This is a genomic window from Chlamydia sp. 16-02, from assembly GCF_042235055.1.
In the GTDB taxonomy this organism is placed as follows: domain Bacteria; phylum Chlamydiota; class Chlamydiia; order Chlamydiales; family Chlamydiaceae; genus Chlamydia.
The window spans coordinates 584279-598781 of the sequence record NZ_CP114172.1; the positions used below are offsets into that span (position 1 = coordinate 584279).

Genomic DNA, 14503 nt, shown 5'->3' on the forward strand with positions numbered 1-14503 from the left:
CTAGTGACTTGGATACCTCTTCACTGTCATTCTCAATATTCCATTCTAGATGCTACAAGCTCGATTAAGAGCTTCGTAGCAAAGGCAAAGGAATATCAAATTCCTTCTCTTGCATTAACAGATCATGGAAATTTATACGGAGCTATTGAGTTTTATAAGGAGTGTCAACAAAACGACATCAAGCCTATCATTGGCTGTGAAATTTATGTGGCTCCGACTTCACGTTTTGATAAGAAAAAAGAGAAAAAAAGCCGCGTAGCAAATCATCTCATTCTTTTATGTAAAAATGAACAGGGATATCGCAATCTCTGCTTATTGTCTTCCCTAGCATTCACTGAAGGTTTTTATTATTTCCCTAGGATAGATAGAGAACTTCTCAGTCAACATTCTAAGGGTCTTATTTGTCTATCTGCCTGTCTATCTGGCTCTGTAGCTCAAGCTGCTTTAGAATCTGAAGAAGCTCTTGAAAAAGACCTCCTCTGGTATCAAAACCTATTTGGTGATGATTTCTATAGTGAAATCCAACTTCATAAAATGTCTGAGGAGAAAATTGTCTCCTTAGGAGAAGAATGGTTAAAACACGAGTATCATCAATTTATCGAAGCTCAAGTAAAAGTTAATCAGGCTGTATTAAAAACCAGCAAGCATTTAGGAATTCGTTCAGTAGCTACTAACGATATTCATTATATCCATCCTAATGATTGGTTAGCGCATGAGATTCTTCTTAATGTACAACTAGGCGAAACAATAAGAATTGCAAAACAGAATACATATATCCCCAATCCTAAGAGAAAAACGTTTCGCAGTAGAGAGTATTATTTTAAGTCTCCGGAAGAAATGGCTGTTTTATTTGCTGATCATCCAGAAACAATCTCCAATACTTTAGAAGTTGCGGACAAATGTAATCTTAAATTGAATCTTTCGAATAAGCACTACCCTATTTACGTTCCTGAGTTTCTTAAAGAAAAGCAAACGTATACGGAAGAAGAACGTTACGAAGCTTCTTCAGCTTTTCTTCGCGAGCTTTGCGAACAAGGGTTATCTACAAAATATACTCTAGAACAGCTTAGTCATATCTCTAAAAAATTTCCTGATAGAGATCCCCTAGAATTAGTTAAAGAACGCTTGGAAATGGAAATGTCAATTATCATTCCTAAAGGGATGTGTGACTATCTCCTTATTGTTTGGGATATTATTCGTTGGGCAAAAGATAATGGAATCCCTGTAGGTCCTGGGCGAGGTTCTGGAGCCGGATCAGTCATGTTATTCTTACTAGGAATCACAGAAATAGAACCTATCCGCTTCGATCTGTTCTTTGAAAGATTCATTAATCCCGAGCGTTTATCTTACCCCGATATCGATATTGATATTTGTATGGCAGGGCGAGAACGCGTTATCAATTATGCGACAGAACGCCACGGAAAAGATAACGTAGCTCAGATTATTACTTTTGGAACTATGAAAGCCAAAATGGCTGTGAAAGATGTGGGAAGGACTTTGGATGTTTCTCTTTCTAAAGTTAACCACATCGCCAAGCATATTCCAGAACTTAATACTACATTGGCAAAAGCTTTAGAAACAGACCCTCATCTAAATGAGTTGTACACCAATGATTCTGAGGCTGCTCAGGTTATTGATATGGCGATGCATCTAGAAGGATCTATCCGCAATACAGGAGTACATGCTGCTGGAGTTATTATTTGTGGAGACCGCTTAACTAATCACATCCCAATCTGTATTTCTAAAGATTCTACAATGATTACTACACAATTTTCCATGAAGCCTGTGGAAAGTGTGGGAATGCTTAAAGTGGACTTCTTAGGATTAAAAACTTTAACAAGTATCCATATTGCTATTCATGCAATCCAAAAGAAAACTGGCAAGCTATTAGAAATGGCCTCTCTTCCCTTGGATGACAAAACAACATTTGCTCTTTTGCACCAAGGCAAGACAATGGGGATATTCCAAATGGAATCTAAAGGAATGCAAGAGTTAGCAAAAAATCTTCGTCCCGATTCCTTTGAAGAAATCATCGCCATAGGTGCTTTATATCGTCCTGGTCCTATGGATATGATCCCCTCCTTCATTAATCGAAAGCACGGCAAAGAGATCATAGAGTACGATCATCCTCTTATGGAGTCTATTCTCAAAGAGACCTATGGCATTATGGTCTATCAAGAGCAAGTTATGCAAATTGCCGGATCTTTAGCAAGCTATTCCCTAGGGGAAGGTGATGTCTTACGTCGTGCCATGGGGAAAAAAGATATCAAGCAGATGCTTCAAGAGCGTACAAAGTTTTGTGAACGCGCATGTAAAAATGGTATCGATCCAGATTTAGCAACAACCATTTTTGATAAAATGGAAAAATTTGCTTCCTATGGCTTTAACAAGTCCCATGCAGCTGCTTATGGGTTAATTACCTATACAACTGCTTATCTTAAAGCAAATTACCCTAAAGAATGGTTAGCAGCTCTTCTTACCTGCGACTCTGATGATATTGAGAAAGTAGGAAAACTCATTCACGAAGCACATAGCATGGATATCTGTATCCTCCCTCCTGACATTAATGAATCAGGAACAAACTTTGTTGCTACAGATAGAGGCATTCGTTTTGCTATGGGAGCTATTCGAGGTATAGGTAAAGGTCTTGTAGAAAGTATCGTTGAGGAAAGAGAGAAACGTGGGCCATATCAAAGCATTCAAGATTTTATCCAACGTTCTGATTTAAAGAAGGTCACCAAGAAGCACACAGAAAACTTAATCGATGCAGGATGTTTCGATGTTTTTGAGACTGATAGAGACATTGCTCAAGCCACGTTAGAAACTCTCTATGATACAATATCTAAAGAAAAAAAAGAGGCTGCTACCGGAGTTATGACCTTCTTTTCTTTAAATACTATGCATCAAGAACATCCTGTAGCGTTAACTCCAGTTACAAATGTTGTTCATAGATCAAAAAAAGAAATACTTAAGAAAGAGAAAGAGTTATTAGGTATTTATCTTACTGAGCATCCTATGGATGCTGTTAAAGATATTCTACCTCAGCTTTCTGTTGTCAGCCCAGGAGAATTTGAAAACCTCCCTCATGGTTCGGTAATTCGGACCATATTCATTATCGACAAGGTCACAACACGAATTTCTTCAAAAGGGCAAAGAAAATTTGCTTTACTACGTGTTAACGACGGTGTTGATTCTTATGAATTACCTATATGGCCAGAAATGTACGCTGAACAACAGGAACTTTTAGAAGAAGATCGTTTAATTTATGCTATTTTATCTATCGATAAACGTAGTGAATCTTTACGCCTATCTTGCCGGTGGATGAAGGATTTATCTCTTATTAATGAAAATCTCCTTCAAGAATGCGACGACATGTTTGATAAGATCAAAAGTCAGATGCAGAAAATGTCGTATTTAAACTTAGAAACTAATAAAGATACGAGTCAGAGGAAAACATCTACTATGTCAAAAACTACTGATAATCGATCTCAAGCTTCTATAGTTAAGTTATCTCTTGATCTTGGACAATTACGCCATAGCCACCTGTGCATATTAAAGCAAATCATACGCAAATATCCCGGATCTCGCACCCTATCTCTAGTTTTCACAAAGAATAATGAGCGCGTGGCCTCCATCTCTCCCGATGCAGACTATTTTGTTTCTGAAGATACCAGTGGTCTTCAGAAGGATTTAGAAAAATCTCAACTTCCTGTTTGGTTTATTGCTGTTTAAATATCCAGAAATGGTTTCCCTGTTACAGCATTAACGTATTCTATACGAACACTATTATCTGCAGCAACTAAGGACACTTTATACACAGGAACATAAACAACAACCTTATCTAATATTAAGAAATTATTTCCAAAAATCATTCCGGCAAGACTACTTACGCGATCTTCAGAAAATTGTGGCGATACAATAGAGGAACCTCGAGGTCTTCGCAACCATACAGGGGACGATTGGATTGTTGTTGTACAACCTTTAATCGGCTGGAGCTGTTGAAAATGGCTTCCTATTTGACTACCCATTGAGAAAATCAACTTCTTTTTCTGGCAGGCACGAATCACTTTTTCAGCTCTGATATTTTTCATAGATAGAGCGTGTGTCAATGATTCTTTAGAAGCTGCTCCTCCGAGGTTTGCTAAAGCCTGCATAACATTAACATCTTGTTTTCCTGCTTTTAGCATTAGACATTCCCTAAATCCTTTAGAACAAGCCCATGTTCCAGTATTAAGAACCATTTCACCATTTGATAAGCTCCAAAGGATCTCACCCTCTTGACTGACCATCATTTTCTTGACAGTATCCTCTCTAGAAAAACGCACATGCATCAGTGTATGAGGAACAAAAGTCAGTTCTACAGAGGCATTTCCATCCACATGCTCAGGGAAGAAAGTCAATATTTGCTCTGGAGAAAACTTCCTTTCAAAAACTCGGAGTCTTTCGAATCCAGAAACTTTGCGAACAAGCCGGCAGCTTTTCTCAAAAACATCGACACTATAATTTGCGGTGACCTGCATGGCCTTATGCGCACAAGGCACATTATCCCATAAAAAAACTCCGCAAAAAAGAGATACAACAAAAGTACCAAAGTACAAAACTAACTTTTTCATAAAAAACCTTTTTATTTATTTTACTAAATAAAAAAATGTTTTATCAAATAAAAAAATTATATTTTGTAAATAAAACAAAAACAATGGATTTGACAAATTCTCTTTTTCTTTTTTATGATAACATTTTGTTATCGTAGCTTCATGCCGGATTTATGAAATCTGTTTTACAGTTTGTTGTTTTGTTACTACTTTTGTGTTCTGGATGCCACGCCAGGCCGATTTCTTTTGAACCTTTTTCTGGTAAACTATCTCCTCAAAAGTTTGTACCTAAATACTCTCCGGAAGAATATATTTTGGAAGGGAAGAACTATTTAGAACGACAAAGTTATCGTAAAGCCTTACTTTGTTTCGGTATGGTTACTCATCATTTTCCGAAAGATCCTTTATATACTGAAGCTTTGTACTTAACTGGAGTATGTTATTTTAAAAATGGTCAACCAGATTTAGCTGAAAAAGCTTTTGCAACTTATATGCAACTTCCTGACGCTGATTATTCTGAAGAATTGTTTTTGATGAAATATTCTATAGCAAAGAGCTTCGCTCAAGGGAAACGTAAACGAGTGTTCCTTTTGGAAGGATTTCCTAAACTTGCTAATGCTGATGCAGATGCCTTACGTATTTACGATGAAATACTCACAGCTTTTCCTAATAAAGACTTAGGAGCTCAAGCTCTGTATCTTAAAGGCGATTTACTCGTTATCAAAAAAGATTTTTCTGAAGCCATTAAAACTTTTAAAAAATTAACACTACAATTTGCTGCTCACCCATTATCTTCAAAATCTTTTGTTCGTCTTTCAGAAATTTATCTTATGCAAGCACAAAAAGAGCCTCATAATGTGCAATATTTAAATTTGGCAAAGATCAATGAAGAAGCTATCAAAAAGCAACATCCCAATCACCCTTTAACTCATGTTGTTTCTTCAAACGTACGCTCTATGTGCGAACGTTATGCTTCAGGGCTCTATGCTACTGGACGTTTCTATGAAAAGAAGAAGAAACCTCACGCTGCGAGTATCTATTATACTACAGCCATTGATAATTATCCTGAGTCATCTTTAGTAGCTAAGTGTCATAAACGACTAAATAGAATAGCAAAACATTCTTCTTAGTTTTAAGATATTTCTCATGCATATATTAGTTTTTGCCCTGTTTTTTTGTTTGTCTAGCTTAGGACTGTCTTCTTGCAGTGGATATACTATCCTAAATTCTTCAGCGACCTTATCAGATTTAGGCCGCTCGATGCGTTCCGAAGGCGTTTATCTTTCTCCTATTGATGAGGATTCCCTAGGTCAACTGACATCAGCTCTCATCTATGAATTGGGAAAACGTTCTCTTCCTGTCCGCAATGGCGAAAGCTGCGCTCGTTATCTTCTCAAGGTACAACTCCTGAATGAAGTTGACGAGAATACGGGTTTTACGTATGCCCCAAATAAAATTGATGATAAGACCCCGAGACACTTTATTGTCTCTAGCGAGGGGCGTTTATCTATATCTGCGAAAGTACAACTTATTGACAGACAATCGGGGAAAGTCGTAATCGATGACTGTGTATCAAGAAAATCAGTCTCCTTTGATTTTGAACCTGATTTAGGCATGGCGAATGTTCAACAATTTGCCTTAGGTCAATTTGAAATGCATAATGAGGCTATTAAGAGCGCCTGGCGTGTGTTATACGCTCATTTAGCTGAGACTATTGTTCAACAGGTATATTATGACCTCTTCTGATGGAGAAGCAGTCTTTCCGGCACTCCTTAGTGAACTTCACAATATGCTAGACTTCGTTAAAGGGACAGGACAGCTGAAAACATTCCCGAAAGAGAAATTATTAAAGCTAGAGCTTGCCTGTGAAGAGCTACTCGTCAATATTATCTCCTATGCATATCAAGAAGCATCCTCTCCTGGAAAGATAATCATTTGTTGTGACGGAGATAAAGAAGCTTTGCAAGTAACTATCAAAGATAATGGACCTTCTTTCAATCCTTTAACCGCATCTATTGATATTCAAGATCAACTTCCTTTAGATGAAAGAAAACTTGGTGGATTAGGAATTTTCTTAGCGAAAAATTCTGTAGATGAATTTCAGTACGAAAGACACGAAAACTCTAATATCGTACACCTAAAGATCCATAATAGTTGAACTAATCTTGATTAAAACGGAAAGAACGTAACACGCTTTCAGTATCTTTTATATCTTGTAGATATATTTGAAGTGCTTCAAGGATCAATGCAGATTGATTGTATTCCCCGGAAGCCTGAAATGCCATTTCTGGAGTATAATCTCCCCCAGAATGATATAAAGCGATATATCCCCGAGTAACGGCCTCTCCTTGGACAAGCTCTGGCACTAACCAAACAGCGAAATCTGCATTAAATAAAGTGAGTTTATCTGCCGATTCTGCAATGATGAAATTATTAACAGGAAGATCGCTAATAGAGTCGATTTTAAGTTCAGACGCAGAATGAGACAGGACATCGGCAATATCCACGAAGCCCTCAGGAAACGCCGTTCCCTTGTTACAAATAGAACGACGGTAAAATTCTTCTAAAAAATCCAAACTCATAGCGTTTTCCCTCTCACTCATGGTAATTCTTTATTTTAAGAGGCGTCAAGAGCTTTCTCAGACTTACGCGAAGATTCAAACCTAAGTAACAAGCTATCAAAATCCCTATAATGATAAGAGTTTTTTTTAGATCTGGACTGGCTGGTTTTTTTGCAGGTATCTTTATGATTCCTTCATATGCGGATATATCTTTCCCTGAAATACGAGGAAATGCCGTGGCTATCGTTCAATCCGAAACTGGCAAAGTACTTTATGCTAAGGACATAGACAAAAGAATTTATCCTGCAAGCATGACAAAGATTGCTACGGCGCTATTTATCTTAAGAAAACATCCCGACATTTTGAATCGCTTCATTACTGTAAAACAAGATGCTATTGCTTCAATTACCCCTCAGGCTAAAAAGCAATCGGGATACCGCAGCCCTCCACATTGGCTAGAAACCGATGGCGTGACAATACAACTGCAAAATAAAGAAGAGGTGTCGGGGTGGGACCTATTTCATGCTTTGCTGATCTGCTCAGCTAACGATGCCGCTAATACTCTCGCAATGGCCTGTTCGGGATCTGTAAGCGAATTTATGAAGCAACTAAATAGCCTCCTGAACGAGATAGGTTGCTCACATACGCATTTTAATAATCCTCATGGCTTGCATCACCCTAATCACTACACAACAGCTCGCGATTTAACCTCTATTATGCGTGAGTGTCTAAAAGAACCTTTATTTCGTCAGGTTATTCGCACTACCAATTATAAAATGGCCGCGACAAATTTGAGCCAAGAGAGAGCCTTAAATCTTACAAATAAACTTATTCTTCCCGGATCCACTTACTATTATCCTCCTGTATTAGGTGGAAAAACAGGGACAACAAAAGATGCGGGGAAAAATCTTATCTTTGCAGCAAAAAAACATGGCCGCTCTATTATTACTATAGCCGCTGGTTATCCTACTATGGGGGAGCTTTATGAAGATGTTATAGCTCTATGTGAGGGGATTTTCAATGAACCTGCTTTACGGAGATATCTCATCCCCCCAACAGAAAAATATGCCTTACGTTTGGGGCTTTTAGGGAAAATTTCTATCCCTTTACGTAATGGTGTTTATTATGATTTCTATGCTTCTGAGGGAGAAGAACCTCGAACAATTTCTTTTGTTCCCCACGCAACAAAATTTCCCATTCAACAAGGCGATCTTCTTGGCCATTGGGTATTTCGTAATCTCTCTGGGGAAAAGGTTCGTGCTGAACCCCTTTACGCGTTAGACACGATTCACCCTTCTGTTATCCAAAAAATTTGTTTGTATGCCAAGCGTGTTGTCACTTCATACAGAACATATATTATTTTAACGTTAGTACTTCTGTATTATAGGAAAACACGCGTGCATCGCAGGAAATCATCTCGGTATTACCTATGATATAACTCTTTCTTTTAGCTTATGAAAAACCTGATTTTTGCATAAACTACGTGGGTATTATTGAGATAATAAGGAATATTATGCGCAAATATCTAATTTGTGGCTTGCTCGCCTCTATTTTCCTACCTATGGCAGGAATTGGGGAGGAAATTTCCGAGACTTTAGTATCTACTACATTGTGTATTTCTAGAAATGATGCTCCGACAACATCTTCGTGGTATTTTTGGAAAGATCCAAAAGTTATAAGAGATGAGCAGCACACCTACTTTCTAAAACAAGTAATATTTGCATTAAAACGTCCTGAAATTTGGAATGATCCTCTGAATCTTCTGCACATCTTATTACAATTTGATAAATTCCCCGAAGCATCTGGGGAATGTCACAACTTATTGTTAATTATTATCAAACACAGAGTGATGACCCTCACCATGAACATGGCTTAGGTCAAACTTCTATAGAGAAGCTTCTTTGCTTTTGCGAACAAAATGGGCAGCAAAAAATCCGTCTCCACTTTCTGGTGATAATGCAGTGTGCGTATGACGTTCTGCTTCCCATCCTAAAGATTTCATGAAAGCAATCTGCTTTTCATTTTCTTCTGAAAGTAAAGAGCAGGTAATGTAGACAAGTTTCCCACCAGGTTTTACATAATTCATAGCTTCTCTAAGTATCTTTCTTTGTACTCTTGAGAATGTAACGAGAAGTTTTTTAGAAAATTGGCTTTTCTTTTCAGGATGCCGTCGAAATACTCCCGTTCCTGTACAAGGAGCATCAACAACTACGATAGAAAAGCTATTTCTTCTTAGATGTTGCTCTCCTATAGAAAAGTTCCTTACTCCTGCCCTACGCAAACGTTGCTTTGCCTCTTCCAAAACATCCTTACGACTATCATGTAGAACAACGTGATGCGCTCTTTCTGCAAAAATCAGACTTTTCCCACCAGCTCCTGCACAAAAATCTAAAATACGATCTTTTTTACTTATAGGAATATCTAAAGTAATTTTCTGAGATGATTCATCTTGAACTTCAAATAAGCCTCGATGAAAGGCTGCGCTGTGTTGCAGGGGATAACGTTTATCAAAACGTAAAGAACCTGGGACAGATCCTGGCTCACTGGGATATTCTAAACGCTTTTGAAGATCTTCTACAGAAGTTCGTTGTGTATTCACGCGAATAGCACAAGGGGCTTCCTGAAGAAAAATCTCAGAGAGTTCCTTAGCTCTTTCCTGACCATAATCTTCAATTAAGCACTCGGCAAGATCATCAGATATAGAATAACGCACGGGCCAAGGAAGATCCTGATATTTCTCAATATCATCTAGAGCTCCTTCTTCGACTTTAGCCACTAAAGTCTCAGGGGTAATTTCCTGATTATCTCGTTGGATAAGCGCTTCTAATAACCGTCGATGACGCAAGATAGCAAAAATACGCGTACTCATCCATTGACGATCCTTAGAACCTAAAGAACGATGCTGTTTAAAATACAGAGCCACACGATTTACCTCACCAATAGGTGTGGTGTAAAGCTCGTTAAGTAATGTGTATAAATGATGTAGACGAAAAGGAACCATAACGAAAAAGTATACACTTTCTTGCGTTATTTTCCTTTGAAAAAACCCTAAAAGAAAAAATACCTATTTAAAGTCCTTTCTCTAAATAAAATGAAACTTGAAAAGAAGAGTATCAGAATTTTTTAAACATACATAAAATTTGCTGCCATAAAGTTGGTTGTGGCGTGTAATAGTGAATACTTTTTTTTAATGAAGAGTACACTCTATCATCAAAGTCTAGAAGCCAGCGCATTAAGAGTATCCGCATCATTTTCAACCACAACCCTGGGCTACAATCACGAATGCTATACATTCTGCCAATTTGTTCTGGAGTGGCGTCATTAGCAACCGAAACAATGGTTTTCAAATCCTCAGATACGATGCGTCGGAGAATTTCTGCTAGAAACCCTTGAGCAAAAATAGCCTCTTTAGGAGAAAATTCAGCAACTTCTTGCCAGGTACTTACCATAGCTTTCCCTTGGGGAGTAAGTAATTGAGACCCTACCAGAGAATTCGTAAGAACATCGGAAAGGGAATCTGTAACAATACCGCCGATAACTGCTTGAAAATCTTCACGACTTAATGTGTAGAGCTCTTTAAGTTCCGTTAATAGATGAAAATTTCTTTCTGATAATGTGTGTAAAGCTAACACCTTTTCAGAAAGAAACTGATCTAAAAGCTCCAAACTTAAGGGGAGGTAAGTATTCTGGCTTTCTAGAAAGGTCATTAAAGCTTCCATGACTACTTGCGAAGAAGATTCCGCAGCAAAACCATCTTTTACTGAAGAACTCATATCCATGTCTTCTGTAGGCATTTCGACATCATGAGTAAAATCTTCCCAGGAAGAGAAATTTGTTTTTTCCTTGCTAAATACAGTACTGGCCACGTTGGAGATTTTATTTAAAGGTCGTTGACGCTCTAGAAAAATAATGTTTTTTAACAATAAGAGCTTTTTAACAACAGTCTGTTTTCTCTCAAAAGTATCTTTACGAAATATTCTATATAAAATACGTATATAAGGCGTTTCTTGCCGTAGACGCATGTCAATAATAGAAAGGAGTCTCCCCGATAGGGAATAGGAAATCACAGAACGAGAAAAAAGTTCCTGAATTGCTTTTTGGATGGTTTCTTTCATACCATCTTGATCAGGAGAAAGAGCCGCATTTATAGGCCAAGTTTCTAAAAGGGATTGTTTCTTATTATAGACAAGAGTGCGTGATCCATCACGAATAGCTAATTCGACAACACGCAGGTAATAGTCTGTAGAAAATCGCAAATCCAACATCATGGGAAGAATACGGCCGTATCGTTTTCTTTTTGCTTATTCTTTAGAAGAAATATTATTGCATTATTTTTATTTCTAAAAATAACAGTTTTACTGACCTCTATCTTCGTCTACTATATCTTGAGGATTTTCTATATTGCCTTGATACAACCTTCTTAACCTAGATGCTCTATTCTCATAGGCAAAGAAAAAGTTTCGTATTATATCGTTAAGTTTTTTCTCATATTCTACACGATTATCACGATACGCCTCTTCCAAATCAGGCAGGTTGTTTTTAACAATAGTCACGACTAAATCATAATTTATGGGAATTTGCTGACTTGTTTTTAAAGAATCATCTCCCCACAAATTGAGATACTCTCCCATTAAAGTTGTATGCGTATAGCGTAAAGATGAGAGAATTTGTCTAACTATAGCAACTTCTTCATATCCCTTATTTGCGAGATTATCAAGACGTGTAGCCAAATCCAATATAAATGTGTAGTCATAATCGGGGTCGACTTCTTGGAGAGTTTCTATAGCTCTGCTGCAGTTAATTATCTTATCATAAGGTAATGAAGAAAGTTTCGTGATACCCCGAACTGTTGCTACAGGATCTTGTACTTTCTCTCCTTTTAGAATGTCTTCAAAACGTGTTAAAACAGCTGTTGCTTCTACAGTACTTGCAATAGAAGCTGTTCCCATAGCTAGAAAGGCATCAATCCCTTTATTTTGCGATTGATAAAGAAATTCTTGTTGTGAAGACCATTTAGATGCCATGCGCAATATTAACGCAAGTGCCATAGTGCCCTCAGGACCTTCAGGATCTGCACCACAAAAATCTATAGAAGACTCTGCGCATCTTCTAGCGATGCAACAACACATTTTTCTAAACGCCTTAACAAAAAATTGTCTTATAGATGCGCAACATCCTACTGTAGCTTCTGGAGCTGCTTTAGCTTCCGCAACAGCTGTTGCGGGCAAATCTGTATCCGCAAAAAGATCCGCATAACTTTTAGAAAAGTTCTCGCGTCTTGACAAACGAGGAGATCCTAATCTGTTATACCATAACCTATGAACTGCGTTACGAATCCTAGTAAGGATATTTCTAAAGAAACTTTCTTGTGGTTCTGAATGTATTCTACCTTGAAGGTCACTATTCATTTCCTCAGAAGCATTCGTTTCGGGAATACCACGCTCTGCTTTTTGATCATCAAAAATAGAGCCAACATGATCAGAAATGCGATCTTCTAAATCAACATCCTCACCTTCGCCCTCTATTGAGGAATCCTTGTCTGTAAATAGATCTTTCCATGGAGGCTCAGCGCCTCCACCACCTGAAATTGGCGATCCCATAACTAATCTTCTCTAAATCCTATTCTCGTGAAGTAAAGGCATCTATAGCCAAGATCGAAACCGTTTTTACATAGACTTCAGGACTTAAAGACTTCATTAAATCTAAAGCACCACGGTTCCAACGAACGTCTACTTTAACTGAAGAAGGATCATATTTTCCTGTATTCGCAGCCATAAACTTATTGGTTAAACTTCTGACAGTAACCTCTCCTTTTGCAGCAAATGAAGACCAAAATTTCTGCATACCATTAGGATTACTATTTCTTATTCCGTTTAAATCTTGAGCAAGAGATTGCAATGTAGGTTGCCAATCGTAAACTTCATCAACATCTCCATATTCCTCAACAAGCTGATTTACATAATCCACATAGTCGACTTCAGGACTTAATAAGCTCCCCTCTAGCCCCATACGTATCAGCACTTGAAAAAGCACAGAATCTCCTTCCTGTTTTTGTTCTTTTTCTCCAAGATCCCATATAGATCTAGATTGAGAAATGGCGGTCTTTAATGGAGCCTCATGAACTCCAGGTCGTAATACGCGCAATTCTTTCTGAGCTTCCAAACGTGCCTGACCTAATCTAGCTGTTAATGTCTGCATACAGGAAAGCCCGTAAACCATAGGCTCGTCTATTTCGCGTTCTATCCAACGATTTTTAATCTGAGCAGATAGAGAATCTAATTGGGCTTGTTTTGTTGTATTATGAGTTTCTAATTCTGCTTTTAATCTATCTGCTATTGATCGCGACTCAGCAATACTCGAGTCTGTACTCACTGTAGAGTCTGTACTAGAAATAGAGGATATGCTGTCACGACGTTGTAATTTTGGACGTGTAAGCTCTCCTTCTGGAGGCTGAGGAGCCTTACGTTTCGTAGACCCAGTTCCACTTGTTGATGGGGATTGCGATATACCTGCTGTTGTTGGTGGCGGTGGAGCAGGACGTACAGGTCTTATACCGCTTGTACCACTTGTTGATGGAGCAGAAGGAGGCGGAGGTGGTGGTGTATTGGGACGTTGAACTCCACCTCTACGAGGAGCTGTTGGTGAGTCCACTTTAACTCCTGGAGTGTAACCTTTCTTTTGTAATCCTCGAGCAGCACCCTCTGTCGATCTTGCACTATCACTAGAGCCCGTACTACCTGTAGATTTTATACTACCTGTATCCGATCCTGCTCCATCTACTTCCATGTCGGATGCATTTGAGGATCTACGACTACTAGATGGAGTTTGCTGTGGAGAAGAAGCTCGAGAACTTGTTCGTGAAGAAGAACTCCCACCAAATATACTAGAGAAGAAACCTCTCACAGCAGCTCCGATTCTTGATAAGAAACCAGGGGTTTCTGGCGTATTATTTTGAGTAGAAACACTATGGGAGCCCGCTGCTCCAGAAGAACTTCCAGAATCCCGAACATCTGGATGTTGCTCATGAGCTCCTGAAATCCATAGATCATTGTTATTTCCGCGACCGCTTGGATTAATTCCCATAGTTTTTCTCCATTTTTATATTTTAATTTTAAAATTAAATTTAATTTAGCCGCACACGTTTTGTTTAAAACTAAAATCAAAATCGAGATTTTTAATTTAAAAATTAAATAAATAGAAAATATGAGAATTATAAAAAAATAAAAGCGCATCCCATTGAAAATACGCTCTTTGAAATAAATAAAGATGGGGACGTATCTTTAGATAGACAAAAGCATTTCTGAACTAGCTTAACTATTATAAATGAATAATTTAAGAAACAGTTCCCTG

Annotated in this window: 12 protein-coding genes; 6 read left to right on the forward strand and 6 right to left on the reverse strand. The window is 38.0% G+C overall.

Annotation, left to right across the window (positions count from 1 at the left end; translation table 11 throughout):
• Nucleotides 1-3: 3 nt before the first annotated feature.
• Nucleotides 4-3732: a DNA polymerase III subunit alpha gene (gene dnaE / locus O1W70_RS02550; RefSeq protein WP_332380758.1), complete on the forward strand. Its 3729-nt coding sequence runs from the start codon at nt 4-6 to the stop codon at nt 3730-3732.
• On the opposite strand, the gene O1W70_RS02555 is transcribed toward dnaE, so the two are convergent.
• Nucleotides 3729-4613 carry a hypothetical protein gene (locus O1W70_RS02555; RefSeq protein WP_332380759.1) on the reverse strand — a complete coding sequence of 295 codons (885 nt, stop codon included), beginning with the start codon at nt 4611-4613 and terminating at the stop codon, nt 3729-3731. The genes dnaE and O1W70_RS02555 overlap by 4 nt on opposite strands.
• 152 nt (nt 4614-4765) lie before the next feature.
• Between O1W70_RS02555 and O1W70_RS02560 the strand changes: the two genes are divergently transcribed.
• The 3 genes from O1W70_RS02560 to O1W70_RS02570 are packed head-to-tail and all read left to right on the forward strand — an operon-like array spanning nt 4766 to nt 6750.
• Nucleotides 4766-5722, forward strand: coding sequence for a tetratricopeptide repeat protein (locus tag O1W70_RS02560; RefSeq protein ID WP_332380760.1), 957 nt, complete (start codon nt 4766-4768; stop codon nt 5720-5722).
• A 16-nt stretch (nt 5723-5738) separates the two neighbouring features.
• A complete protein-coding gene (lptE, locus tag O1W70_RS02565; RefSeq protein ID WP_332380761.1) occupies nt 5739-6338 on the forward strand; it encodes an LPS assembly lipoprotein LptE in 600 nt (199 codons plus the stop codon).
• A complete protein-coding gene (locus tag O1W70_RS02570) occupies nt 6325-6750 on the forward strand; it encodes an anti-sigma regulatory factor (protein WP_332380762.1) in 426 nt (141 codons plus the stop codon). Before lptE ends, O1W70_RS02570 begins: the two co-directional genes overlap by 14 nt.
• 1 nt (nt 6751) lies before the next feature.
• Here O1W70_RS02570 and O1W70_RS02575 read toward each other — a convergent pair whose 3' ends face one another.
• Complete coding sequence (locus O1W70_RS02575) at nt 6752-7174, reverse strand: hypothetical protein (protein WP_332380763.1); 423 nt, start codon at nt 7172-7174, stop codon at nt 6752-6754.
• Nucleotides 7175-7338: 164 nt separating this feature from the next.
• Here O1W70_RS02575 and O1W70_RS02580 point away from each other — a divergent pair, with 164 nt between their 5' ends.
• Together O1W70_RS02580 and O1W70_RS02585 are read left to right on the forward strand one after the other, a co-directional pair.
• Nucleotides 7339-8586, forward strand: coding sequence for a D-alanyl-D-alanine carboxypeptidase family protein (locus O1W70_RS02580; protein WP_375797315.1), 1248 nt, complete (start codon nt 7339-7341; stop codon nt 8584-8586).
• 80 nt (nt 8587-8666) lie between these two features.
• Nucleotides 8667-9029 (forward strand): hypothetical protein, encoded by a 363-nt coding sequence (locus O1W70_RS02585; RefSeq protein WP_332380765.1) that lies wholly within the window; start codon nt 8667-8669, stop codon nt 9027-9029.
• A gap of 9 nt (nt 9030-9038) precedes the next feature.
• On the opposite strand, the gene O1W70_RS02590 is transcribed toward O1W70_RS02585, so the two are convergent.
• The 4 genes from O1W70_RS02590 to semD all read right to left on the reverse strand — a co-directional run bounded on the left by O1W70_RS02590 (nt 9039) and on the right by semD (nt 14236).
• Nucleotides 9039-10154 (reverse strand): RsmB/NOP family class I SAM-dependent RNA methyltransferase, encoded by a 1116-nt coding sequence (locus O1W70_RS02590; RefSeq protein ID WP_332380766.1) that lies wholly within the window; start codon nt 10152-10154, stop codon nt 9039-9041.
• 112 nt (nt 10155-10266) lie between these two features.
• On the reverse strand, nt 10267-11421 hold the full coding sequence (locus O1W70_RS02595) for a hypothetical protein (RefSeq protein ID WP_332380767.1): 1155 nt from the start codon (nt 11419-11421) through the stop codon (nt 10267-10269).
• Between the two features lie 87 nt (nt 11422-11508).
• The gene (locus O1W70_RS02600; RefSeq protein ID WP_332380768.1) at nt 11509-12753 is read right to left on the reverse strand and encodes a hypothetical protein; all 1245 of its coding nucleotides are present in this window, start codon (nt 12751-12753) and stop codon (nt 11509-11511) included.
• Between the two features lie 19 nt (nt 12754-12772).
• A complete protein-coding gene (gene semD, locus O1W70_RS02605; protein ID WP_375797316.1) occupies nt 12773-14236 on the reverse strand; it encodes a SemD/SinC family type III secretion system effector in 1464 nt (487 codons plus the stop codon).
• Nucleotides 14237-14503 lie beyond the last annotated feature (267 nt).